Genomic DNA, 23444 nt, shown 5'->3' on the forward strand with positions numbered 1-23444 from the left:
CTCAGCGCCCTCCTTTCTAAGAAAAGTTCAAAAATGTGCGCGTTTACTCCAAATACTGCAATTCCATTGCAATATCCGTCGGAACATTGCCGTTCCAGACAAAGCTGTTTTTCAGGATATACTCGTTATAATTTGCCGCGGTGCGGTTTGCCCGTAGCTTTGCCTGCTCTGCCCAGCCCTGCTTTTCTTCATCCGGGTTGAACCGGTATTGCTCATAGGACACTTTGTCCGCTTCATAGCTCGCCTGCATTGCACGGCAGGTATCCTCGACCTTTTTGACGGTCTGATAGCTGGTCGCATCATCGGTTTTCTGCATGGCAAAGCCATAGCTGTTCAGCAGTGCCAGACCGGTGGGCGTTGCGGCGAAGATGCCAAAGCCGGCCAGCAGGACAACCAGCACGCTGAGCAGCACTTTTCCTGTTTTACTCATCAGCTGTACCCTCCACATGAATGACCGGGTCATCTACTTCCACCGGCACGTCGGTATACAGGTATGCGCCGGTCCATTCATAGTAATTGCCGTCCGGCGTGAAGAAAAAGATGCCGCTGTCATTCTCTCCGAAGCTGCCGTCTACATCCGCCAGCCAGTCATTTTCGCAATAATACTCGCCCGTAATTTCATAATACTCGCTGTCCGGCGACAGGAAGCTGTTGAGTGATGTGACCTTGCCGTCCACCACATAGCGCCCAAACACGGCGCCGTTGTCTGAGAGCAGCACGATATATCCCAGCGGCTTTTCCACCGCACACGGCAGCGCCAGTGCCTTTTCGCGCTGGCCGTTGACCCAATACGCACGCTTAATCAGGTTATACCGTTCCAGTGAATAGTCAATATCCGTGGGCGTTGCCTGATTCCGTGACAGTGTGTCCTGTACAGACTGCTGCTTTGCCACGTCAGACGAGCTTTCGGCCTGCGTGCATCCGGTCAGCGCCGTGACAATAACAAGTGCCGCGGCAACTGCGACGGTAAGTCTTGCAATGGCAGAGATGTGTTTGCTGTGTTGTTTCATCCGAATGTCCTTTCTCCTTCAAAATGAATGCTGATCTATGTAAAACGCCGGACAAACGCTGGTTCATCCTGCGTGAATGGGTAAAAAGAAAGACCTGCCCAGCGGCAAGCCTGAACTCTGTGCAAACGGCAAACAGCCCCAGAGGGCTGCCTGCGCATATATTTTGCGACTTTTTCTTAACTTTGCTCCAGAAATCGCTTCGCGGTTTTCCGATCGACACTGTCCGTCAGCGCCCGTCCGAGGCAGCGCGGGTCAAAGCCAAACCGCTGGTATCCTTCCAGACACGCATCGAAGTAACGCCCTGTCGGGCATCCCAGCTCACGGTCTTCGTGCATGATGTAAATAAGTGCATCAACTGCACCTATTGGCTTGCCGTCCAGCAGCGAGTGAACGGTGACCTCCATCGTGGTTTTATAGTAGAAACGCGGGCAGCCTTCATAGATATCCAGACACCGCTCATCGCTGTCGCTGATTTTCCACACCACAACCGGAACCCGGTACCCTGGTTTAGGTTCAATTGTCAGGTAATTTCCGGTCTTGCTGCCTTTGAACAGCAGCTGATAGTCCGGAATTTCCGCTGTGCCCACATAAACCGCGTCGGGGCATCGGTGCAGCATCTGCCTGACCGACAGGTTGCTGCCATACGCTAAGTAATACTTCATGAAAATGTCTCTCCTTTCTTGCGGCAGGCTTAACGCCATGCCGCATTGCCTTCCATGTTCCGCAGCAGGATTTCTCTTGCTGTTGCAAATTCCTTGCCGATGAAGCCCAGCCGGAGCATCCAGCAGCGGAATGCGTACTTTTCGTTCTCAGTCTGCTGCGGCTTGGGGCTTGCGTACCGAAGTTCCTTGGCAAGCTCGCTCATTGCAAGGCAAAGCTGGATGTATGCTTTCAGTTCACCGGCGTGAATGCCGCCCTTTCTGCCGTTGCCCGCCTCTGCAAACTGGAAAAGACGGAATTCAATCGTTCCCTTGCTCCATGTCGCGTGAAGGTTGAGCATGTGGTACCGGCTGTAATTGTAATGCTGGCGGCTGCCATCCATGCCGTTGTACCAGAGCCGCTGCATCGCTTCAAAGGTTTTCGGCTTGCTGGTGTTGAGCCGGTTCAGAAAATCCCGGTCGACAATCTGACAGTATCTTCTCTGGCGGTAGGAATCCAGCCGGATTGCCCGGGCAATCTGCTGTTCATGCGCCGCCATGATGTTCACCAGATTGCGCAGGCTCTGCGGCGTGTGGTCGCCCTTGCCGATGTGGATGTGCACGCCGCATCCGCGGGAGGGACAGCTCTTTGCGCCTGCGTGCCGAAGCTCTCTGGCAATCTGCTGGAGGGGCTCTATGTCGTCATATGTAAGAATCGGTGTGACCAGCTCGCACTTTTCGCTGTCCGGCCCTTCAATGCTTACGTCCCGCTGAATTTTCCACACTCTGCCGAGGTTGTCGTGGCAGGCCCAGGTCATGTAGCCGTATTCCGCCGCCGCGTAGTAGGGTTCGGTGCCGAAGTGCTTTGCAACTACTCCGGCGGCCTTTTCCCGTGTCATGCCGTTGAATTCGATCTCAACGCCAATGGTCTGCTTCTTCATGTTCTCAATCTGTACTCTGGTCTTTTCATTCATGATGTATGTCTCCTTTATGTCTTTTTGCGTTTTCCTTTCGGCATGTGTATATTCGCTCTTATCGCGGATAATAGCAAGGAAAATACCATCATAAATGCACCAAATATGTGTAGATTACGCTGTGTATGTTGTACACGATTGCTGCTGTTTTGCCCGGTTATCCTTCTTAAATGCTGAATTTCCAAAAAGATTTTGGAGTAGGATTCTGCGCTCGTTCCTGTACTCGCTCCCGACAAAGCCCAACCGGATGAGAAAGCAGCGGAACGCATACTTCTCATTTTCCGGCTCACCGGATCCTGCGTTCACACGCTTCTGTTTCTTCGCCATGTCAGCGAGCGCTGTGACAAAATGGATATATGCCTGAACAGAAGCATCGTCCAGCTCGCCGTGGAACCATGGAAACGAAATGCACGTGTCCGTGACTTCAACCGGCAGCGCATCAACACCCAGTGCTTTGCGGATCAGCGTTCCTTTGGACGCAAGTAAGCGATAAAGATTGTTCATCGCGGTATCGGTAAAACCATCTCTCGGCAGCCGGATTACCAGACCATTCGCCGGTTCTGCTGCGGCTGAATGTTGCTGCTCCGGTCTTTCGGCGATAAAGCCCTGTTTTTCCAGCGCATCAAGCAGACTGTCGAGTTCTGTGCCGTCATCGCAATGCAGATTTCCTTCCCTGTCCAGCACAAAGCCGCCGATTTGATACGCGCAGGTCGGCATGAACTGGTAAATCGGCTTTTCTCCGATCAACTCGCCAATCGCGTGCGCCAGCCGCTTGCGCTCTGCTCCCGTCGCATGAAAATGCAATGTCATATTCAAAACCTCCTGTTTTTTGGTACGTGTAGTATCGCTCTGAAAAAACATAATATCCAGCTGTTTCTGTCCGAATTTCCGCCAAATATGTGCGTTTTTTGTTGTGTAACCTACACAGTTATGCCAGACCGGACAGATTTTCTCACTCTGTTTCGGCTTCCACGGTTGCAAGCTCATCAAACCGCAGCTTCTGCCCCTCACGCAGGACAAACACATCGTCATACCTGCCATCCTGATGCCCGATATATCGTTTGACGATGACATCCATAAATTTCGGGTCAAGCTCCATGCCCCTACACACGCGGTCGGTTTCCTCACAGGCGATCAGTGTAGAGCCGGAGCCAAGGAACGGGTCTATCAAGACGTTATCTTTGATACAAAGAAAAAGGCCCTTCCCGGTGTACAAGTACCGAAAAGGGCAAAAATAAGGACTTCCAGCAGATTTTTGGTCTGTTAGAAGTCCTTTTTCGTTATGTGATTGTCTGGAAAGCCATAACCGGTTTGACCGGAACAAGCTGCCTATTAGGAATAATTAAAAGGTATGGCAAAATTAAAAGGTTTAGAAATCCTCGGTCGCCGCCAGATACTCTTCAATGTTATTTATCCATTTTAGTTTGTCGACAGAATTCCATTCATTAAGGTCATCAACAAACCAACGGTCTGGATACCGCTCCATCAGTTTGGCTTTAATCTGTCTCTGTTCTTTCTTGGACGCAGGTACTAATTTGGTTTTTCCAAAGAAGCCTTTGACCGGTTTCTTCCTGATGTCTATTGCAGGAAGGTCGTCTCTCAACTTTTTCTTTTTACCTAATCCGAACATAGATTTATTACCTTCTTCTTTTGACGCTTTGCTTTTTCTACAAATTGACCTGCGCCGCCTCCAAAGAAACGAACATAGGCCACGACAGTATCTGATTCTCGCAGCATCCAGTCGTTCCGGCGAGCGATTGCAAACCGGCGAGGCACACTTTCCAGCCCTTCCGGGTAGAAAGTCTCACCATCCTTGTAGGGCCAGTATTCCTCTTTCTGTCCCGGCATGTAGGCCAAAACAACATGATAGTTCAGAGCCGGATAGTCTTCTCTGCATTTACGAAGTGTCGAGAGTACAAGCCCATCAAAATGGCCCTGATTACCGACCATGAATTCAACATCGGGATTTTCTGCAATAAGCTGCCGGATGGTTTCCTCCTGCTCTACCCGGATACTATCTGGTGTATCCCTATGTCCGAAAAAGCACATATCAAACTAATCGCCTTCCTTATTACGCGGTCAGGGTTTGTTTTCCAAAGAACTGCTCAGCTATAGCGTCCAGCTGTGCAGCTATCAAACGGAAATCTTTATTCAAATCCAGTGTCTTTGCACCGATTTGATTTCCACCCATATTGAACAAACAATCAGGTGTGATATCTTCTTCTGTTTTTGCATACAGAAGCATACCTGCCACATTTCCAGTGTTAGCCTTATCCTGATTCTTCACATAGGTAAAAATCTGGTACACGTTGCCGGAGTGCAGGGTATATTTATCGAACTGCTTCTGAAGCGTTCTTCCATAATACTTTGCGTCCAGAATCAATACCTTTTCTTTTAGGCGCAGGAAAATATCGGTCTGCATGACTGGCAAAAAACGAATCATAGCTTCATCGTTCTCACCAACCAAATCCCATTTGACCTGAGCTGCTCTTGCCTCTGAAAGGTATTTATGATGCTGTCTGTAGTATTCCAGAATAAACTTCTCATATAGTCTGTCCATATGCTCGTCAGAGAAATCAGCCATTTTGTATTCGCCTTGTTCTGTGGTCTGAAGCATACCGTCAATAACAAAATAACAGATATTCAGAAGCATCTCATAGTTCTTGTTGTTTCGCTGGTAATGCAGGCGGCTCCATTCAATAGACGATGGTTCCAGCACGGAAATACTATCAAAGAACACCAGCACCTTATTCAACTCTATTTTATGCTCCTTGGATACACCACTGTCCCTGACGAGGTAGAGCATCGTCGTTTTCAAAATCTGATTAAACAGGTTATTTTCCGACAGCTCATCGAACTCGCAGGCCAGCTTCTGTTTCCGCTGGATGCGATTGCGGATAGTTTCCGGCATATCCAATTTGCCACGCATAACAGATAACGTCTCATGTTGCGTCACATATTCACGGTACAAGCCCTGCTTCAGCTGCTTTGCCACCCCCTTAGCGAGAATGGCAGCAAACAAGTCCTGAACCAACTCGAACTCTTCTGCAGCAACGTTCTCGTAATTGGAGTACTTCAAAACCTGAAATGCGTAGGAAAGCATATAGTAGATATTTTTTATATAGATTCCCTTATCATTCGTCATCGAACACACCACGCAGATTCTTTTCCCAGCGCTGGAGCTTTGCAGGCTCATCAAACCAGTATTCCGCCAGCATAGGAAGAATATCAAATTCCACAACGGAGCGCATCCAATCTGTCGTGCAGCCGCCTTCTTCACGTCCGCAGAAATAACTATGACCAATTCTGAAGCCACGGCCCAATGACGGGTCTTCTGCAATTTCTTTATTCAGCATCTTAATCTGGTCAATCAGGGCATTAAAGGTTTCATTTGCAAATGCCTGCTGATAGTTCTGGAAACCCTCTGAATTGAATCCCGGCTCCATTTCAAAGAAGCTGAATCGTCTACGAAGGGCGTAATCAATCATTGCCAAACTGCGGTCTGCAGTATTCATCATGCCGATAATATACAGATTCTCCGGCACAGCAAACGGCATGCCACTATAAGCCAGTGTTGCCTTGGTACCACGATATCCCTTTTCAATTAGCATCATAAGCTCACCGAAAATTTTACTCATGTTACCACGGTTAATCTCATCAATAATAAAGAAGTATTCCTTGTCTGGGTGGTTGGCTGCCGTCTGGCAGAAACGATAAAAGATACCATCGGTCAGCTTGAACTCAGCTCCGTCAGGACGATAGCCCATGATAAAATCTTCATAAGAGTAGTTTTGGTGGAACTGAACCAGTTCAATGCGTGAGTCATCCACTTCACCCATCATTGCATACGCCAGTTTCTTCGCTGCAAAGGTCTTACCAACACCGGGAGCACCTTGAAGGATGATGTTCATCTTATTACGAAGCAATGCCTCAAGAACATCGTATCGTTCCTCAGTCATGAATACCTTGCTCAAGAAATCAGCCTTTGTATATTTAGTTGTGGACGCAGCAGCTGGTTTTACAGGATTTTCTTCGCGGACAATGTCCATGATAAAATCAAACTCGCCCTTGGTCAGCTTGAACAGGCTGCCGTTTGGTTGCACAAAGAACTCCATTTTTGCAAGCTCTGGGCACTCCTTCAGAACAGCATATTCAATTGGTACAGTCAGGCCTTCCGTCTTCGCAAAATAGATATTATTGCCGTCGTTGGCCTGTGTAATTTCACATAGCGCTACAATCTTCTTTACCGGGTTTGCCTCATATCCAATAACGATATCTCCAACCTTCGCATCGAGAAAGTTCTGGAATACACGGCGCTTGTTTCCATTTTCATTGTAAAGAGTATAACTCTGCTCCTCACCAATCTTAATGTCTGAAAAGCTCCAAATTTTCGGGTTTGCGGTCAGCCACCAATAGCGGCGAGGCTCGTTTGCACCACTGAACAGTTCCTCTACAGTCATGCCGAAATAAGGCTGCAGAATTAACTCTTCAAACTGTGCATGCTCGCTCTCGTCAACCTTGATGCAGGTGGAATTGTCATTCGGTGTCCACCATTTTTTAGTTCCTTCATAAGCAGAGGTATCGGTCGATTTTGCAATCACGCGATAAGAGCGCTCATACCAGCCGTCTTTCATCTCAGGATTTTCTACCGGCTTATCGCCAGTGAACTGGCCGAGAAGCTGGATGCTGTTTCCATAGCAAAGGTAGAAATAATCGCCCTTCTTAATGGCATCCATAAAAGCCTGCCCCTGAGATACTTTTGAGGTAGCCTTTGCACTGGTGGTGCTGTGAACGACAGCAACCTGACGTTCAAGAAAAATCTGTTTATTGGCTGTCGAAATGCCCGTGCTATCAGTACCTTCACTGATTTTCCAAATTGCCGGTGCTGCGTCAACATACAACGGGACGTCGGAAAGGTCTACCATTTCCAGCGCTTTTGCCAGTTCACTGCGTAAACGCCAGATATAGGCACCGGCCTCATTCGCACTCGCATCCTTACCCATATAGAGGATAGGCCACCACTTAGCGTTTTCGTTGTCGCCGGTCATAACCTCACAACCGGTTTTCTCAGCCACACGACGGGCCAACGCAGAAGAACCTGCATTATAAAAATTCTTTGTTTCACCATATTTGATGGAGAGCTGGACGCAAGTGGCCTGTCCACCGTAGTCCTTCATGCGCTTCATAATCTGTAGTGCATTCTGAGTAAAGACAGAGCTATCCTTTAGCATTTCGACCCATTCGCTGACAGTAATATCCGGATTATAATCCTTCGGAAACCACCCTTCTTCCTCCTGTGCGGCCTTTCGCTCTTCGAGAAAGAAACGACTCAGATAAAATCCGACATCTACAGTCAACGTTCTCATCTGCGGGTCAGGGTAACAAGTATCTGTAACTGCAGAGCGGAACATATCTACGACTTCTGCATCCTCACTGACAACCTTGCAGACTTCATCATACATTTTGAATCCGCCAATAAGGCTGTCCACAGAGCCATTCCTCTTCGGACGGTATTCCGAATTCAGCTCTGCAGCAACATCGCGGTAAATCTCATATTTGTAAATATAGTATTTTTCAGGATAACGCAGCCACAGGTAAACACTGATGGCATTAGTATTCTGATAATGGTTACGCCACGTTCCATCGTCGTACTTGGCACGGATTGCCTCGGATGCCGTCTGGAATGCATCAACACGTTCAGCAAGGTCACGAGACTCATCAAAAAGGTCACGGAACATCTGACGGGCTGCTACGTCATCAGCCTTGGCAAAGTTAATCATCATGCCTCTCGGATAGGCATAACCAGAAGCCAGCAGATTGAAAGTCTTATCTGTGGCCTCCTTGAACATCTCACCGAAGTTTTCAGCATCGATGTTCCAGTGGTCTTGGAAGTGCTTTATAGCCTCCCATTTATATATCTCATCGTCCCAATGGCTCGGAAAGTACGCCTTATACCCAGCGAGTATTGGTCTCAATTTTACAATATCAATCATATGAACCTCCTGCGGCAGCTATACTTTCCGTCGCCATCGTTGTTTCTGGTTTATCGTAGCCTTTAGCGATTACTCGAATCTCAGGAAACCGCGCACAAAAGCATTGAACGAATTGCCCTTTTCGATGATAAACGATTTCTGTCCAGCAGCAAACTTGACATCAATCTTACTCATCTTCTTATCAATAGACACAATAGTGCCTTCTCCAAAAGCCTTATGGATTACCTTTGCACCGATAACAACACGAGAGTAATCAACCTGAACCTCATCAGCCTTTTCCTCCGGTTTCGACGCAGGCTTAGCAACAGGTTTCTGAATGCCTGCTCCGTAAGGTGCCGGTTTCTCCGCAACCATAGAGGCGGTAGGCTTAACGCCGTACTGACCAGTAACGTATGTGGTCTTAGGCTTCGGAGCGACAGGTTCCGGTTTCTTAATCGGAATGATAACATCCTCGATTTCATCAGGCTGTTCCACGGCAGGAGCCTCCATTGTAGCCTGCTGGTTATAGAAGAGCTGGTCATACTCAGCCTTTTTAAGCACAGTATCCCAACCACCGACATCCATGCCTTCGTGTCTGTCGATACCAGTATAGGAAAGGCTGCTGTCCTCATATCTCTTGAACTTGAAGATAGCATCGTTCATCAGGCTGGCATTGAACACGCCAAGCGTACAAAGCATCTCGAAATCAGGCACATCCAGACCCGTTACCTTTTTGAAGAGGCCCGGTTCCAGCTGCGTGATAACGTCTTTCAGAGTACGCTCACGGTAGTCGGTCAGATACATAAATACAGGGATTCTGGTAGCGAACTTAATCAGCTTCTCCTGAATCTGCTTACGCATTGACTTGTATTCCTTCTCCTCATCGGAGATTTCCTTCTTCTCCTTCGGAGTGAGCTTATCCTGTTCCTTCTTGGCCTTCTTGACCTTTTCGGACTTGTTGATGATGGTCTCGATATCCTGATTCAGGGAACGGAAGCCCTCAATCTTCATCAGGGCATCCAGCGCTTCCTTGTTTGCAAGCAAACGAGACAGAGTGTCATTGTCAACATTAACGAGCAATGCAGACTCCCAGCGTCTTGCAAGCAGGGTCGCAGAGGTACCGGCCAAAGCGATATCCAGAACATCCTGTGCGGAAATCTGCTTCATGGTAGAACCATCATAAGCGAGAACCGGCAGGAAGTTGATGAACTCAGCGACCTTCTTCTCCGGATTATCCTCATTAACATTCAGTCGGCAAGAGTAATCGGAAATCTGACGCAGCGCTCTATCCAACGCAAAGTCAAAGACATAGCACTCCTGCTTCATAATCTGCTGGTGGCCGGAATCATCGGTAATCGTCCAAGGGGACTGCACACGGAAAGCGGTCTGGAAATAGGTCTCCGGACTCTTCAGATTACGCAGCATAAATACACCTGTCCAAGGCTTAACGGTAACACCGGTGGTCAGCTTACCACAAGACAGAGTGATAGTCTTGGTTGCCAGAGGATTGCCCATCGCTGCCTGAACAGGAGCAAGTGCAGCAACACCAATACCAGCCTTAGTACCAGCACAAACAATAATCTTGTAATCGCGGAAGAAATTATCCTGCATCAACAGGTTATACATAGCCCAGCAGGATGCAACGTTCGGCAGGAACCACAGTGTATGGTTCAGAACGTTCAGCAAGCGGGTGTCGGAGAAAGGCATCGGAGGACGCTTGTCCTGACCCAGCTTGAGGTCATCAACATTAGAAGGCAGATAGCTACCGCGAATCAGCTGCAGCCATTTTCCGACCTCATTCTCATAAGTAAATCTGGAGTCTTCGACTCTTGCACCTTTCTGTGCTTTTGCAGCAGAGAAAAAGACGTTCAGGTCGAACTCATTAAACTCGCCATCCATAGCAATCTGACGGATGCTCTCTGGAATCTGATAGGTCAGCATGACCATTCTCGGCAACGACAAATAGGGATTGCCGGAGCCAATCCAGCTCTCCTTTGCACGTTGCTCATCAGAATATGTCCAGTTATAAATCTGGTCTTCGATGAACTCACCGGAGTTAATGGCACGGAACGGCGTACCGGACAGGAACAGATAGTGGCCGGTCGTAATAGGCAGGAATGTTTCGTTATAGGCATTGTCCGCCTCATCAATCTTATACTTCTCTTGGTCGAAATCGGCCTCGGCTTCTTCATCCGGATTATCGAACAGCTTCTTAGCGTTTTCACGCCAAGCACCGAAGTGGTACTCATCGAAAGCGACCAAGTCCCAATTCACGGTATGGATGAACTCATTCTTGGCTTTAATACCACCGTTATCATTGGTGCCCAGCAGGTCTTGGAAGGAACCGAATACAACAATCGGTCTCTTCTTATCTGCCATAGCATACGCTTGGTCAATATTGATACCATTGCCGTGTGCGTCTTTGTTGGAAATAAACTGCCAGCCTTCAAAATCCACATGACTTGCAAGGTCTTCTGACCAAGCAGACTCGACTGCCGGTTTGAAGGTCAGAACAAGCACACGAGTAAAGCCCATCTTCTTTGCCAGTTCATAGGTGGCAAAGGTCTTACCAAAACGCATCTTAGCATTCCAGAGGAACTTCGGTGCGCGGTCGGGCTCGTCCTTCTTTGCCTGACGGAAATAGTCCATCGTCATCTGAACAGCACGTGTCTGCTCAGGGCGCATTTTAAATGTCTGGGTTCGATTTTCGATATTAGCTGTACCATCACGGACAGCGATAATAGCTGCCTTGACTGCATTCAGGTCGCACTTAAACCATTCATTTCTGTCGTCGCCAGCGTTCAACTGCATATAGCCCTTTTTCTTCAGGACAGCATGAACGTCATAGTCAGTGAAACAAGAGCCGTCCGGGCGCATAGCAGAGGCCCGGAGGACAATTTTATAAGGAACTGCGGAGGTATGCATCTGCTCCGCAACACGCGTATCCACGTCACGCTCGGTATATCCAACTTTAAGATAGCCTTTATGGGAGGCAACATCTACCAACTCATAGGCATAGATTGTCGGAGTAATTTCTGGGCGTGGTGCAAATGTAACTTGATTCGCCATTAGTTATCTCCTTCCAAATCCATAGGTCTAATCATAGAGTCAATAAAAGCAATTTCCTCTTCAGTAATGCCGTATTTTGCATACAATTCTTCATCAGTCCAAGGTTTAGAAAAATCCTGCTGCGGAACTAACTGATAAACGCCCTTTGCGGCATTTTGAGAATTTTTCTTCTGCAGTACAAGGAATCTAAAGAACTTTGTTGCAATGTAGCTCATTACATTTTCGCACTCCGTCTTATCCTTAAACGGGCCAATGACCAAATAGCTTTCATTGCAGACGGTTCCCGGCTCACCATAAAACGGCTTTGGAAGAATAGGATGTGGAAAGGCATCGCTACCACTACCAGCCTTTGCGATATAAACTTTATGCCAAGGAATCATCTCATGTCCTTTGGTAACCTTGCTCTTCGGACAGTATGCTGTTGTGCCTCTGACTTCTCGGTCATTGCCACTAACATATATCTTAAGGTCTGTACTGCTGCTCTGGGTTTTGCTTCCCTTATATGTATTCGGCAATCCGAACGGTAATCTTGTGCTAACGAGGTCTTCCATCGAAGGTGCATTGTCTTTCATTACCTTATGCAAAACGTCAACAGCCTCATTATAACGAATAAAAGTGTCGCAGCCTTTTTCCAACAAAGGTCTGTTAGCAGGGCCATAAACCTCGTTACCTTTATGGGAGTACACTGAGCACTCGCCCTTGTTGTCTCTATCCCACAAGAAATAGGAAACGCCACCCTTAATCTGAACACCACTAAAGCAATCTGAAGCCTCCGGGAAATCGTGGATAACACGAAGTCTGCTATCGTGAAGCATCTCATCACGGAATTCATCCAGACCTTTACCACCAGTAAACCAGCGGGATGGTGTAATCATTGTCATATACTTGGGATTAAGCTTTTTAGCCTTCTGTACAAAGAGCTGATAAATAGGTTTTGCACTTGCGCCATTACCACCGCCATCGCTCAACTGGTACGGTGGGTTACTAATAATCACATCGAACTTCATTTTGAATATATCCTCCGGCTTCACCATATGAATCCATTCATATGCGTGTGTTTCTAATTCGTCATCTCGGTCATATTGTGCCTGTGCTGCACCACAGTATGCACATTTTCCTCCGCTCCAGCGATGCTGAATCCTTTTGAAGCGGATGTTTCCCTGAGCGTCATCGAATTTAGAAACCGAGTATTCGCCATTCGGGTATTTCGAGCAGTAGACGCTTCTTCGCGCCAAAAGGCTTGTCAACTCAGTGATTGCAATTCCAAAAACCTGTTTGTGCAGAATATGGTCGATTCGTTCCTGCAAATCGGGAATCTGCGGCTCTAATCCTTTGAGCAGCCTTTTTGCAATTTCTCGAAGGAACACACCGCTCTTGCAGGCCGGGTCTAAAAATGTTGTATCTGGATTGCTAAACAATTCCTGTGGTAACATATCCAGCATTTGGTTAGCAATTTCAGGTGGTGTGAAAACCTCATCGTTGGACAGATTTGCGAGGCAAGTTAACACATCCGGGTTATAGATTGTTCCGAATAATCCTGTATCAGCCATATTCTTTTATCCTCCAATACTGTATTGGCGGGTAAACCCGAATTAGGGTTCCTTCGCCATCATCATCATCTTCTTCTTGTGGTGCTAATAAGTCCAATGTCATCTGGGTAGCTTCAGGCGGCTTTGGAACAGGTTCGTTTCGAGTAAGAAGCTCCTCGAATGTATAGTCTTCTCTCTTCATCATTGGGCCAGTAACAAACGCCCACTGAGAAAAGATAATCGGTTCCGGAGTATCTTGACCTGCTTCATCCACTTGATGAAGACTCAGCGCATTACCGCAGATGATGTTTTTCTCCAGAATGTACTGTGCTGATTCGCGCACTGCATCTTTTCGGTCAATCTTCTTTACAGCTTTCGTATACGCCTTATCCCACAGCTTAAACAAACGCTCTCTGCAAGCCAACACATTATCGAACAACAACTCCACACCATAGATACTACCTAATGCAAGGAGTGCGTTCTTTTCGTAATCGACCGGGTTACGTTTATATTTTTTGATTACCACGTCGAGCTTGCGAGAAAGAATCTCCGCGAGGAAATTTCCATCTCCACAGGCTGGCTCCAAAAATCGCGAGTCGATTCTCAGGCACTCATCGGCAACCAAATCGCACATGGCTTTGACCTCTCGTTCGGCGGTGAATACCTCGCCGTGGTCGGCCACGCGCTGTTTTGATTTCACTTGTTTTGCCATATAGTCCTCCTAATGTACAGCCTACAGGAATTGGCGTCCCATAATCTGTACTTAATCGGTCTCGTTCATCATTCTGTCGTAGTGCTGGGACTGGTCGAGCACCTCAAAGATGGTTTTGAACACATCTCTATACTGGTCGCAGTCCATGCTCTCATCAACAAAGTTCAGACCGTCGTTGAAGGTGTCACTGCTGTGCATATAAGCCAACATGGATTTTGCCAGATGGAATCTGGTCATATCCGGCGCAGCGCCTTCAATCGGTGTAATAAATCTATCTTTCTTATCTTCCAGCACCTTCTTGGTTAGGTCGTGGCCTTCGTATCCGCAAAGCTGCAGGAAGTAATACTCTAAAATACGACGCATAACATTCATCAACGGGATGGTGGTCGTCAGAGTGCTGTATTCTGTCCAGAGTGCAGAGTAGGAATTCTGCACCGGATTGTAGTTCTTATCCTTATCGGATACCTTCTTGGCTTCTTCAACGCAAAGTTCAATGGTGGATACGTTGTTCTTTTTATTGATTTTATAGAAGGACGCATACCTGTAATGGCGTACCATATTATAGGTAATTTCTCTGTGGAAGAAGGCGTTATGCGTCAGGATGAAGAGCTGCTGAATGTAGGTGCCTTCGTAATCGGACTTAACCAATCCGGCATTGTTGCTGCAGACGCCAATCATCTCTCTTACCAGAGAACTTACAATGAACAGAGCGCTGCTATCCATACTGGAAACAGGGTCGTCGATTACGACGATTTTGTCTTTGCCGGAATCAGCCTCACTCTGGCTTCCTCTTACCACATGGTAGAAATAAAGGAATGCGATGAAGTTTCGCTCACCTTCACTAAGGTTGACTGCGATGGTTCCGTCCTCACGGATGACTTCATACACGCCCTTGACGCCCTCTTTCTCACGAAGGTGGAAGCCTTCAAAACCGGAGTCGGACAGATGGGCATTGATGCTATCGACCGTGGCCTTGGTATTGATAACCTTGGTGTTCAGGTCATTGATTTCACGGGAGAGGGTCTTATACTGACCCTGAAGGTCTTTGACCTTCTTATCCAGTGCCGCAGCCTCGTCCTCAACAGCCTTCTTACTCGCGGTGTAGGTAGCAACATCGGACTGCATTCTATATGCAATCAGCTCCCACACCATGCGGAAGCACTCCTGCTGCTTGTCCTGCTTGGTAGCAACGATGTCATTGTTGGCCTGAATCTGCTTGTTGAACTCCGCCACCATTGCATCCAGTTTAGCAACAAGAGCATCGGTATCCTCCAGCGTTACAATGTTCGCCGGTGTTCTGAGCTTTTCACCGATACGCTGCAAATTGATAGTGATTGCATTTTCAAGCAACGACAGCTTGTCCTGATAATCTTCAAGGTTGAGCTTTGCGTACTCAATCGTGAGGTTTGCCTGATACAAAGCCAAGAGCTGCTTCATTTTGCTCTCATAGGCACTCTGTAATGCCTCCAGCGCCAGCAAATCATTCTGGTACTGTTCGTCGAAGCACTCCGCAATATCCTTTTCATAGGAAGCAGGGAGTTTTTGCTGGCAGAACGGACACTTGCCATCAGCCTGTCCAACGTAGTGTGCATGACCAGCTTTGACCCAGTCGGTCGCATTCAGAGCCTTCATGAAATTAGCAAAAGGCGTGTCGCTACTACTGGTGATTGCCTTCGCCAAAAGCGCCATGCCTGAAAGGTCGTATCGGCCACTTGCCGCTTTAGATCCTTTGAACAGGCCATAGCTCTGGGCGTTCGGGTCATATGCAATCTCGAAAAGCTGTCGAATACTGTCGACCGAATGGTCAACCGGAGCATAACGTCCAGCCAGAATCTCATCGGCAAGCAGGTTCTTTCTCTGTTTGCCTTTGAACATTGCCCTGTAATCACCACGAAGGTCGGTTGTTTTATCCCAGCATGTATCTTCAAAACCGGAACGCAAAGGTACCAGTTCTTCTCTCTTTTTATCTCTTGCCGTAGCAGTGTTTTGACCTTCGGTCGTTACACGGCTTCTTTCGGCGGTCTTTTCTTCAATCGCTCTCTGGATTTCGATATTGGTTTCGCTCAGGGTAAATACACCCTTCAGGTCACCGTAGGTGGCGAAGTTGCGATTCACAAAATCCTGATTATATACCATCAGAACATAGTCAGCAGGATTTCTGCCTGCGGCCCACGTCAAACCAGTGCCATCAACAAAAGCCTTAGCAATCGTCGATTTACCTGCGCCATTCTTACCAAAGAAGAAGTTTACGAAGGTCGGCTCGAAAGATTCCTCACGGAATGTAGCAGAGTTCAGAACGACTTTTTCAATTAACGATTTCTGCTTTTCTTTCATATAATAAACGTTCACCCCTATTACTCTGTTATTCTTCCACTTCTGAGCCACTCGTCGACTTCAGAGATTTTAAATTTGTATCTCTTACCGGCACGGTAAAATGGTAGTTTTCCATTTTTAATCCAAGTACGAACGGTATCAGTGCTGACGCTGAGATGCTCAGCGATGTCTTCGAGGTTTACCCATTTCTCCGGCATCTGTTCAGCTACCTGATTTTCTAATTCATTACTCATGTCTATCCTCCATCGCTTAGGTGGTACTTTGCATATTGAAAACCGGAACTTGTACCTGTGCTTCGTAAAGCTCCTGAATCAGGTCGGCCCTTTTAATAGACCAATGAGTCCGGTTTAGTTCACTGTAACTTCTGTTGCCGATGATGCCCAGCTCATCCTGCAACTCATTGATAATGCTCTGCAAGATATCATTCTTGTATCCGCAGTAATAAATCTTCACGTCGTTGTCGTAAATTTTAATGTCAGAAACGAATCCGTATATAACTTTCTGGTCATCGTCCGGGTGTCCATACTGACGGTTCTCGGCCATGAACAACGAAGGCATCGTCTTAATACGAGCTATCATTTCGGGTGTCAGTGCATCAAATGCCGCCATTGTTTCCTTGGTCATGTATTGATTCAAGGCCCGGTCTCTCGGAACCTTGATATACGGCTTGTCGAATTCCTCAATACCAAGGACGAACAGATTATAGTATTCTCTGTTGATGGAAAGAGGAACATAAAAGCATCCGGGCATCGTAGGCATTTGATACGGCATCATCTGCGGCATCTGCTGCACAGTGATGTTAACGGTTCCGTAGTTCGGAACCATCATATTGTCATTTCCAGTCTGAGTGAACTGGCCCTGCTGCGGAACTGCCTGAACGCCAGTCTGTACAGCTTGGAGTTTGTCGTCCATTCAGCAGCCTCCTTATTTCTTCCCGAATGTAATATTGATTGTTCCATAGTTCGGCATGACTACATTGCCATCACCGTTCTGCTGAATAAAGAGCGGATTGTTGTTATACACAGATGCAGGCGAAGGTGGCGGAGTCTGTGCGGTATCTTCCTGCGCATGAACTTCTGGTTCATCGTCTTGTGGCTCCTCCTCTTGGCTGTCCGAAATATCAACGGTATAAACGCTGATGTCACGAGTGATTGCCTTGCCTATGTTACTTTTATATTCACGCGGGCCGCCCCCGGCTGGAGGACACCATTTGTTGTAGGTATCCTGACCCACTTTATTGTCTTTTCTATTTACAACCACATAGTGCCATACACCAAGCAGAAATGCTGGTAGGCAGATATCTGTAAGGTCGCCGAATGCGGCCTTTTTTATTTTGTCTCCATTCTCAGAAATATAAAATTCCTCATCAGCACCGATGCTGTCGTCAGATTGAATCAACTCCATCAATGCTTTTACCAAACGCACATCCTTCTTAGCGGCTGTACCGGTTTCTAAGAACTGCTCCACAAAGCCAACCATCGCGCTTAATGCGGAACCGTAGTCATTCTGGATTCTATTGTCAAATTCCTCAATCTCCGCTGTTTTGCCGAAGGGTAAGTATTCACCTTTCGACAGCTTGCAGGATTTGAAATCGTTTGTCTTTGTCTTGAGCGCATCTCCGGCGGGAGCAACGTAATCGGGATTGATAACCTTTATGAGGCCAATCAGAACATTCGGGTCTTTCAGTCCGTCGCTTTCTCCCTTGTAGTGTTCACGCGCTTTTATTCTCTGACGGAGAGCTTGCAAGACCAGTATAAAGAATGTTCCTCCGCTCAGACGCGGGTAATTACTATTTGTCATAGATTGCCTCCGATTTACACATTTTGTCTCAGTTGTCCGTGGTCAGTGATTCGTGGCAACACCCAACAAACCCCACTAAACCCCATTATATCAGAAAACTATTTAATTATCAATGTCGCAAATGTGAACATTAGCGTAGTCAGGTTCTTTTTTTCTTGCAATCCCGAACCTTAAGAACCTTACGAACCATAGCACCCGACCTTGCGAACGATTGGATAGACCCTGTGAGTTAGTCGCAGGGTCTCTTTTTTACTCCTGCGCTGGCTCGCAAATAAGCCAACCAAAGGAGTAAAGAATTATGGCAATCAAAGAAAATGGTCAGAAGACCTACCGTATCTACCTCAAGTCCACCAAGGAATGGGTGGAGGTTCCTGAAGAATTCTATCGTGAGCAGACCAGCTACTACGACACCTTCCGCAAGAAGGCTCAGTATCACGGTCAGTGCATCTGCCCGAAGAGCAAGTTCTGGCTCTGCGACGGCGACTGCTTCAACTGCGAGTTCCGTCGTGCCGGAGATATGCTGTCCCTCGACTACGAAAACGAGAACGAGGACGGCGACACCTGCTCTCCGCTGGACAGTGTCCCTGACCCGGCTCCGCTTATGGCAGATGTCGTAGCGGACAAGCTCCTGCTGGAGCAGCTGATTCAGCGTCTGCGTGAACTCGACCCGGAAGCCGACCTCATCCTCCAGATGCTCGGTGAGGAGAAATCCGACCGTTCCATCGCCGAGGAGCTTGGCAGACCGCAGCGTACCTTTGCCCGCCAGATGCAGCGCTATCGTAATGAGCTGCGTAAGGTGCGTGGCTATTAAATAGGAAGGTACACCGTCTGGCTGCTGCATTTCCGGCAGCCAGATATTTTTTCTAAAAAATGTGGCTCAACCCGGTGGCTCATCTCCATTGGGAAGTGTAAGGCACAGAACAAACCGCCTTACAGAATGGAGGTGAACACCGTGAAGCAGTCCTATTACAACGACCGCCGCAACGATGCAGAAGTGATTCAGGTCTTGACCGCAATCAGCGTCGTATCCGGCAGACTGGCAAGGAACATGAGTATCCTCGCCGCACAGAGACAAACCGAGGAAGGAGGAAAACACTATGAGCAGAATGAGCGATATGGCCGCGACCATCGAAGAGCTGCGCAGTGCCGCTGCTGCTATTAACGAGGCCGCTAACTGGCTTGCTCAGCAGTTCAGTGGTTCCGAAGAAGCTCCCGTCGAGGAGGCCAAGCCTGAAAAGAAGCCTGCCCTCACTTTGGAACAGGTACGCGCTGTCTTAGCAGAAAAGTCCCGCGCTGGGCACACCGCTGCTATCCGTACCCTGCTTCAGAAGTATGGTGCCAGCAAGCTCTCCGGCATCGACCCTCAGCACTATGAGGCCCTGCTTCAGGAAGTGGAGGTGCTGTGATGCCGCCTAAAGGACATGCAATCCTCTCCGCATCGTCTTCGGAACGTTGGCTCCATTGCCCGCCTTCCGCAAGACTGTGTGAGACCTATGAGGATAAAGGTAGCGACTACGCTGCCGAAGGAACCGACGCTCACAGCCTTTGCGAGTACAAGCTCCGCAAGGCGCTGGGCATGGCAGTCAAAGACCCGACCGAACACCTCACTTGGTACAACGTCGAGATGGAGGACTGCGCCAACGGCTATGCAGCCTTCATCATGGAACAGGTGGAAGCAGCCAAGGAGACCTGTTCCGACCCGGTCGTCCTTATCGAACAGCGTGTGGACTTCTCCCGCTGGGTAGAACAGGGCTTCGGAACCGCCGACTGCATCATCATCGCTGACGGCACACTCCGCATCGTCGATTACAAGCACGGCCTTGGTGTTCTGGTCTCCTCGGAGGACAATCCCCAGATGAAGTGCTACGCCCTCGGTGCGCTGGAGCTGTTCGATGACATCTACGACATCGACAACGTCAGCATGACCATCTACCAGCCTCGCCGCCAGAACGTCAGCACCTTCGAGCTGGAAAAGGAAGCCCTGTACGCTTGGGCCGATGAAATCCTGAAGCCTACCGCTGAGCTGGCCTTCGCCGGTGATGGCAACTTCCTCTGCGGAGAATGGTGTGGTTTCTGTAAGGCCAAACATGAATGCAGGGCCAGAGCGGAAGCAAACCTTCTTCTGGCACAGCACGACTTCAAGCTGCCGCCTCTGTTGGAGGATTCGGAAATCGAAGTCATCCTCTCCCGTGTGGACGAGCTTGTGGCGTGGGCCTCCGATATCAAGGAGTACGCTCTGCAGCAGGCAGTCAGCGGAAAGGAATGGCACGGCTTCAAGCTGGTCGAAGGCCGCTCGAACCGTAAGTACACAAATGAGACTGCTGTCATTCAGGCAGTCGAAGATGCAGGCTTTGACCCGTATGAGAAGAAGCTGCTCGGCATCACCGCGATGCAGAAGCTCCTCGGCAAGGCCCGCTTTGAAGAACTCCTTGCAGGCTTCATCGAAAAGCCGCAGGGCAAACCGACTCTCGTGCCGGAATCCGATAAGCGTCCGGCAATGAACACCGCACAATCAGATTTTATGGAGGACAACTAATATGAGTAAGAATGTAAAAATGAGCAATCCCATGAAGGTTATCACTGGCCCGGACACTCGTTGGAGCTACGCCAACGTCTGGGAGCCTAAGAGCATCAACGGCGGCGCACCTAAGTACAGCGTCAGCCTCATCATCCCTAAGTCCGATACCAAGACCGTCGCTAAGGTCAAGGCTGCTATCGAGGCCGCTTACCACGAGGGCGAATCCAAGCTGAAGGGCAACGGAAAGTCCGTGCCTGCTCTCTCTGTCATCAAGACTCCGCTCCGCGACGGCGACCTTGAGAGACCTGACGACGCAGCCTATGCGAACGCCTACTTCATCAACGCCAATGCGACCTCTGCTCCCGGTATCGTGGATGCTGACCTGAATCCTATCATGACCCGTTCCGAGGTCTACTCCGGTGTGTATGGTCGTGCCAGCATCACCTTCTATGCCTTCAACAGCTCCGGCAACAAGGGTATCGCCTGCGGCCTGAACAACCTGCAGAAGGTGCGCGACGGTCAGCCTCTCGGCGGCAAGGCATCTGCTGAGTCCGACTTCGCAACGGACGAGGATGAGGATTTCCTCGACTAATCCCTGACCCAATCCACCATGCTGGCGGTGGGAACACTGCCGCCAGCACCATTTTATGAAAATATGAGGTAACCCATATGAACGATATGATTTCTATTGCAAACCAGATTGTCATCTATTCCGTGTGCTACTGCTTCTTCTTTATCATCTACGGCTACGCCCTCTACAACATCGGTAAGTTCATCGTGAGGATTCTCACCGCCGCTTACCGCAGGGTGAAGGCTGACTGGAAGGCATGGCATCCGGATAAGAAGGACGACCAGTAAACCAAAGCAGGCGGCAGGGATTCGTTCTCTGCCGCTTGTGTCATTGAAAGGACTGATTCTATGAAAACACTCAGTATCGATATCGAGACCTACTGTGACGTCCCGCTCCAAAAGACCGGTGTCTATCGTTACTGCGAGTCTCCCAATTTTGAAATATTGCTCTTTGCCTACAGTGTCGATAACGCTCCGGTGGAAGTAGTCGACCTTGCCTGCGGTGAGAAGATTCCCGAAGAGGTACTGGTGGCCTTGGAGGATGAGAACGTTATCAAATGGGCCTTCAATGCTTCCTTTGAACGCATCTGTCTTTCCCGTTTCCTCGGTTATCCGACTGGTGAATATCTCGGCCCGGAGAGCTGGCGCTGCTCCATGATATGGTCTGCCACGATGGGCCTGCCGCTTTCCTTGGAAGGTGTCGGTGCAGTCCTTGGTCTGGAAAAGCAGAAGCTCACAGAGGGCAAAGACCTCATCAAATACTTCTGCCAGCCCTGCACTCCGACGAAGACCAACGGGCAGCGCACCAGAAACCGGCCCTTCCATGCACCTGACAAGTGGGCCGCCTTCAAGCGTTATAACGTCCGTGATGTCGAGACCGAGATGGGCATCCAGCAGAAGCTACGCAAGTTTCCGGTGCCGGACTCGGTCTGGGAGGAATACCACATCGACCAAGAAATAAACGACCGTGGCGTCCGACTGGATATGGAGCTGGTACATCAGGCCATCGAAATGGATACCCGCTCCCGTGAGGAGCTGACCGAGGCCATGAAGCATCTGACCGCTCTCGAAAATCCGAACTCCGTGCAGCAGATGAAGCAGTGGCTCTCCGACAAAGGTTTGGAGACCGAAAGTCTGGATAAAAAGTCTGTGGCCGAGCTTTTGAAGACTGCGCCACCGGAACTCTGCGATGTATTGACCCTTCGGCAGCAGCTCGCCAAGTCCAGCGTCCGTAAATATCAGGCGATGGAAAAGACCGTCTGTGATGATGGTCGTGCCCGTGGTATGTTCCAGTTCTACGGTGCCAATCGTACTGGCCGCTTCTCAGGTCGTAACATCCAGCTGCAAAATCTCCCTCAGAATCATCTCCCGGATTTAGCTGAGGCCCGTGCCCTTGTCCGCATCGGTGACTTTTCTGGTGTGGAACTTCTATATGAAGATGTGCCGGATACCTTGTCCCAGCTCATCCGCACCGCGTTTATCCCGCGTGAGGGCACACAGTTCTTGGTGGCGGACTTTTCTGCCATCGAGGCCCGTGTCATCGCATGGTTCGCGGATGAGCGCTGGCGACAGGAGGTCTTCGCTAATGGCGGCGACATCTACTGCGCCAGTGCATCCCAGATGTTCAAGGTTCCGGTCGAGAAGCATGGTATCAACGGCCACCTCCGCCAGAAAGGCAAAATCGCTGAATTGGCCCTCGGCTACGGCGGGTCCACCGGTGCGCTCAAGGCGATGGGCGCTATCGAGATGGGCCTCACCGAAGAGGAACTTCCTCCGCTGGTGGATGCTTGGCGACAGGCCAATCCGAACATCGTCAAGTTCTGGTGGGATGTTGACCGAGCGGTCATGGAGGCTGTGAAGTATAAGCACACCACCACCGATTACGGTCTGACCTTCGCCTGCAGGAGCGGGATGCTGTTCATCACGCTGCCCTCCGGAAGGAAGCTGGCCTATGTGAAACCGAAGGTCGGCACTAACAAATTCGGCGGCGAATGTATTACCTATGAAGGTGTCGGTTGCACCAAGAAGTGGGAACGTCTCGATTCCTATGGGCCGAAGTTCGTCGAGAACATCGTTCAGGCCACTGCCCGTGATATCCTCTGCTACGCCATGCGCACCCTGCGCTGCTGCTCCATCGTGATGCACATCCACGACGAACTGGTCATCGAGGCTGACCCGAAGGTCTCTCTGGATGCGGTCTGTGAGCAAATGGGCCGTACTCCTCCTTGGGCAAAGGGCCTGCTGCTCCGTGCCGATGGCTATGCCACACCGTTCTATAAAAAAGATTAAAGATATCTGGCTCAAACCGGGCGTTCATC

General features: G+C 49.1%; 24 protein-coding genes. 7 read left to right on the top strand and 17 right to left on the bottom strand.

Annotation, left to right across the window (positions count from 1 at the left end; translation table 11 throughout):
* Positions 1–43: 43 nt before the first annotated feature.
* From ACLM7Z_RS11250 to ACLM7Z_RS11330, 17 genes are all read right to left on the bottom strand, one after another.
* A complete protein-coding gene (locus ACLM7Z_RS11250; RefSeq protein WP_435645056.1) occupies positions 44–430 on the bottom strand; it encodes a hypothetical protein in 387 nt (128 codons plus the stop codon).
* Positions 423–1010, bottom strand: coding sequence for a hypothetical protein (locus ACLM7Z_RS11255; RefSeq protein ID WP_435645057.1), 588 nt, complete (start codon positions 1008–1010; stop codon positions 423–425). Before ACLM7Z_RS11255 ends, ACLM7Z_RS11250 begins: the two co-directional genes overlap by 8 nt.
* A 176-nt stretch (positions 1011–1186) precedes the next feature.
* The gene (locus ACLM7Z_RS11260) at positions 1187–1672 is read right to left on the bottom strand and encodes a gamma-glutamylcyclotransferase family protein (protein ID WP_435645058.1); all 486 of its coding nucleotides are present in this window, start codon (positions 1670–1672) and stop codon (positions 1187–1189) included.
* A 29-nt stretch (positions 1673–1701) separates the two neighbouring features.
* A complete protein-coding gene (locus ACLM7Z_RS11265) occupies positions 1702–2622 on the bottom strand; it encodes an amidoligase family protein (protein ID WP_435645059.1) in 921 nt (306 codons plus the stop codon).
* Between the two features lie 114 nt (positions 2623–2736).
* Complete coding sequence (locus ACLM7Z_RS11270) at positions 2737–3432, bottom strand: virulence protein (protein WP_435645060.1); 696 nt, start codon at positions 3430–3432, stop codon at positions 2737–2739.
* A 142-nt stretch (positions 3433–3574) separates the two neighbouring features.
* Positions 3575–3946 carry a DNA methyltransferase gene (locus ACLM7Z_RS11275; protein ID WP_435645061.1) on the bottom strand — a complete coding sequence of 124 codons (372 nt, stop codon included), beginning with the start codon at positions 3944–3946 and terminating at the stop codon, positions 3575–3577.
* A gap of 45 nt (positions 3947–3991) precedes the next feature.
* A complete protein-coding gene (locus ACLM7Z_RS11280) occupies positions 3992–4252 on the bottom strand; it encodes a hypothetical protein (protein WP_435645062.1) in 261 nt (86 codons plus the stop codon).
* On the bottom strand, positions 4240–4671 hold the full coding sequence (locus ACLM7Z_RS11285) for a hypothetical protein (RefSeq protein ID WP_435645063.1): 432 nt from the start codon (positions 4669–4671) through the stop codon (positions 4240–4242). Before ACLM7Z_RS11285 ends, ACLM7Z_RS11280 begins: the two co-directional genes overlap by 13 nt.
* Before the next feature lie 22 nt (positions 4672–4693).
* Positions 4694–5818, bottom strand: coding sequence for a 5-methylcytosine-specific restriction endonuclease system specificity protein McrC (gene mcrC / locus ACLM7Z_RS11290; protein WP_435645774.1), 1125 nt, complete (start codon positions 5816–5818; stop codon positions 4694–4696).
* Positions 5757–8615: an AAA family ATPase gene (locus ACLM7Z_RS11295; RefSeq protein ID WP_435645064.1), complete on the bottom strand. Its 2859-nt coding sequence runs from the start codon at positions 8613–8615 to the stop codon at positions 5757–5759. Before ACLM7Z_RS11295 ends, mcrC begins: the two co-directional genes overlap by 62 nt.
* A gap of 69 nt (positions 8616–8684) precedes the next feature.
* Positions 8685–11663, bottom strand: coding sequence for a GIY-YIG nuclease family protein (locus ACLM7Z_RS11300; RefSeq protein WP_435645065.1), 2979 nt, complete (start codon positions 11661–11663; stop codon positions 8685–8687).
* Positions 11663–13213 (bottom strand): Eco57I restriction-modification methylase domain-containing protein, encoded by a 1551-nt coding sequence (locus tag ACLM7Z_RS11305; protein WP_435645066.1) that lies wholly within the window; start codon positions 13211–13213, stop codon positions 11663–11665. The genes ACLM7Z_RS11300 and ACLM7Z_RS11305 overlap by 1 nt, the downstream gene beginning before the upstream one ends.
* Positions 13206–13904: a hypothetical protein gene (locus tag ACLM7Z_RS11310; protein ID WP_435645067.1), complete on the bottom strand. Its 699-nt coding sequence runs from the start codon at positions 13902–13904 to the stop codon at positions 13206–13208. Before ACLM7Z_RS11310 ends, ACLM7Z_RS11305 begins: the two co-directional genes overlap by 8 nt.
* Before the next feature lie 51 nt (positions 13905–13955).
* On the bottom strand, positions 13956–16238 hold the full coding sequence (locus ACLM7Z_RS11315; RefSeq protein ID WP_435645068.1) for an AAA family ATPase: 2283 nt from the start codon (positions 16236–16238) through the stop codon (positions 13956–13958).
* A 20-nt stretch (positions 16239–16258) separates the two neighbouring features.
* Entirely contained in the window at positions 16259–16471 is a 213-nt protein-coding gene (locus ACLM7Z_RS11320) for a helix-turn-helix domain-containing protein (RefSeq protein ID WP_435645069.1), read from the bottom strand.
* A 16-nt stretch (positions 16472–16487) separates the two neighbouring features.
* The gene (locus ACLM7Z_RS11325; RefSeq protein ID WP_435645070.1) at positions 16488–17150 is read right to left on the bottom strand and encodes a hypothetical protein; all 663 of its coding nucleotides are present in this window, start codon (positions 17148–17150) and stop codon (positions 16488–16490) included.
* 12 nt (positions 17151–17162) lie between these two features.
* On the bottom strand, positions 17163–18038 hold the full coding sequence (locus tag ACLM7Z_RS11330; RefSeq protein WP_435645071.1) for a hypothetical protein: 876 nt from the start codon (positions 18036–18038) through the stop codon (positions 17163–17165).
* Positions 18039–18336: 298 nt separating this feature from the next.
* Here ACLM7Z_RS11330 and ACLM7Z_RS11335 point away from each other — a divergent pair, with 298 nt between their 5' ends.
* The 7 genes from ACLM7Z_RS11335 to ACLM7Z_RS11365 all read left to right on the top strand — a co-directional run bounded on the left by ACLM7Z_RS11335 (position 18337) and on the right by ACLM7Z_RS11365 (position 23415).
* Positions 18337–18849 (top strand): hypothetical protein, encoded by a 513-nt coding sequence (locus ACLM7Z_RS11335; RefSeq protein WP_435645072.1) that lies wholly within the window; start codon positions 18337–18339, stop codon positions 18847–18849.
* Between the two features lie 141 nt (positions 18850–18990).
* Positions 18991–19200: a hypothetical protein gene (locus ACLM7Z_RS11340; RefSeq protein WP_435645073.1), complete on the top strand. Its 210-nt coding sequence runs from the start codon at positions 18991–18993 to the stop codon at positions 19198–19200.
* Positions 19136–19444, top strand: coding sequence for a DNA ligase (locus ACLM7Z_RS11345; protein ID WP_435645074.1), 309 nt, complete (start codon positions 19136–19138; stop codon positions 19442–19444). The genes ACLM7Z_RS11340 and ACLM7Z_RS11345 overlap by 65 nt, the downstream gene beginning before the upstream one ends.
* Positions 19444–20574 (top strand): DUF2800 domain-containing protein, encoded by a 1131-nt coding sequence (locus ACLM7Z_RS11350; protein ID WP_435645075.1) that lies wholly within the window; start codon positions 19444–19446, stop codon positions 20572–20574. The genes ACLM7Z_RS11345 and ACLM7Z_RS11350 overlap by 1 nt, the downstream gene beginning before the upstream one ends.
* Before the next feature lies 1 nt (position 20575).
* Positions 20576–21148, top strand: coding sequence for a DUF2815 family protein (locus tag ACLM7Z_RS11355; RefSeq protein WP_435645076.1), 573 nt, complete (start codon positions 20576–20578; stop codon positions 21146–21148).
* 77 nt (positions 21149–21225) lie between these two features.
* Positions 21226–21414 (top strand): hypothetical protein, encoded by a 189-nt coding sequence (locus tag ACLM7Z_RS11360; protein WP_435645077.1) that lies wholly within the window; start codon positions 21226–21228, stop codon positions 21412–21414.
* Between the two features lie 60 nt (positions 21415–21474).
* Positions 21475–23415, top strand: coding sequence for a DNA polymerase (locus ACLM7Z_RS11365; protein ID WP_435645078.1), 1941 nt, complete (start codon positions 21475–21477; stop codon positions 23413–23415).
* The last annotated feature ends 29 nt before the right edge of the window (positions 23416–23444 follow it).

The organism is Butyricicoccus porcorum, from assembly GCF_051246315.1.
GTDB lineage: Bacteria > Bacillota > Clostridia > Oscillospirales > Butyricicoccaceae > Butyricicoccus_A > Butyricicoccus_A porcorum.

What these genes read in the sequence shown, in the direction of transcription:
- ACLM7Z_RS11345 (WP_435645074.1), top strand. Translation starts at nt 19,136, where the DNA reads ATGAGCAGAATGAGCGATATGGCCGCGACCATCGAAGAGCTGCGCAGT.
- ACLM7Z_RS11325 (WP_435645070.1), bottom strand. Translation starts at nt 17,150, where the DNA reads ATGGACGACAAACTCCAAGCTGTACAGACTGGCGTTCAGGCAGTTCCG.
- ACLM7Z_RS11335 (WP_435645072.1), top strand. Translation starts at nt 18,337, where the DNA reads ATGGCAATCAAAGAAAATGGTCAGAAGACCTACCGTATCTACCTCAAG.
- ACLM7Z_RS11300 (WP_435645065.1), bottom strand. Translation starts at nt 11,663, where the DNA reads ATGGCGAATCAAGTTACATTTGCACCACGCCCAGAAATTACTCCGACA.
- ACLM7Z_RS11315 (WP_435645068.1), bottom strand. Translation starts at nt 16,238, where the DNA reads ATGAAAGAAAAGCAGAAATCGTTAATTGAAAAAGTCGTTCTGAACTCT.
- ACLM7Z_RS11285 (WP_435645063.1), bottom strand. Translation starts at nt 4,671, where the DNA reads ATGTGCTTTTTCGGACATAGGGATACACCAGATAGTATCCGGGTAGAG.
- ACLM7Z_RS11305 (WP_435645066.1), bottom strand. Translation starts at nt 13,213, where the DNA reads ATGGCTGATACAGGATTATTCGGAACAATCTATAACCCGGATGTGTTA.
- ACLM7Z_RS11350 (WP_435645075.1), top strand. Translation starts at nt 19,444, where the DNA reads ATGCCGCCTAAAGGACATGCAATCCTCTCCGCATCGTCTTCGGAACGT.
- ACLM7Z_RS11310 (WP_435645067.1), bottom strand. Translation starts at nt 13,904, where the DNA reads ATGGCAAAACAAGTGAAATCAAAACAGCGCGTGGCCGACCACGGCGAG.
- ACLM7Z_RS11355 (WP_435645076.1), top strand. Translation starts at nt 20,576, where the DNA reads ATGAGTAAGAATGTAAAAATGAGCAATCCCATGAAGGTTATCACTGGC.
- ACLM7Z_RS11265 (WP_435645059.1), bottom strand. Translation starts at nt 2,622, where the DNA reads ATGAATGAAAAGACCAGAGTACAGATTGAGAACATGAAGAAGCAGACC.
- ACLM7Z_RS11295 (WP_435645064.1), bottom strand. Translation starts at nt 8,615, where the DNA reads ATGATTGATATTGTAAAATTGAGACCAATACTCGCTGGGTATAAGGCG.
- ACLM7Z_RS11365 (WP_435645078.1), top strand. Translation starts at nt 21,475, where the DNA reads ATGAAAACACTCAGTATCGATATCGAGACCTACTGTGACGTCCCGCTC.
- ACLM7Z_RS11360 (WP_435645077.1), top strand. Translation starts at nt 21,226, where the DNA reads ATGAACGATATGATTTCTATTGCAAACCAGATTGTCATCTATTCCGTG.
- ACLM7Z_RS11255 (WP_435645057.1), bottom strand. Translation starts at nt 1,010, where the DNA reads ATGAAACAACACAGCAAACACATCTCTGCCATTGCAAGACTTACCGTC.
- ACLM7Z_RS11330 (WP_435645071.1), bottom strand. Translation starts at nt 18,038, where the DNA reads ATGACAAATAGTAATTACCCGCGTCTGAGCGGAGGAACATTCTTTATA.
- mcrC (WP_435645774.1), bottom strand. Translation starts at nt 5,818, where the DNA reads ATGAGCCTGCAAAGCTCCAGCGCTGGGAAAAGAATCTGCGTGGTGTGT.
- ACLM7Z_RS11270 (WP_435645060.1), bottom strand. Translation starts at nt 3,432, where the DNA reads ATGACATTGCATTTTCATGCGACGGGAGCAGAGCGCAAGCGGCTGGCG.
- ACLM7Z_RS11320 (WP_435645069.1), bottom strand. Translation starts at nt 16,471, where the DNA reads ATGAGTAATGAATTAGAAAATCAGGTAGCTGAACAGATGCCGGAGAAA.
- ACLM7Z_RS11250 (WP_435645056.1), bottom strand. Translation starts at nt 430, where the DNA reads ATGAGTAAAACAGGAAAAGTGCTGCTCAGCGTGCTGGTTGTCCTGCTG.
- ACLM7Z_RS11280 (WP_435645062.1), bottom strand. Translation starts at nt 4,252, where the DNA reads ATGTTCGGATTAGGTAAAAAGAAAAAGTTGAGAGACGACCTTCCTGCA.
- ACLM7Z_RS11260 (WP_435645058.1), bottom strand. Translation starts at nt 1,672, where the DNA reads ATGAAGTATTACTTAGCGTATGGCAGCAACCTGTCGGTCAGGCAGATG.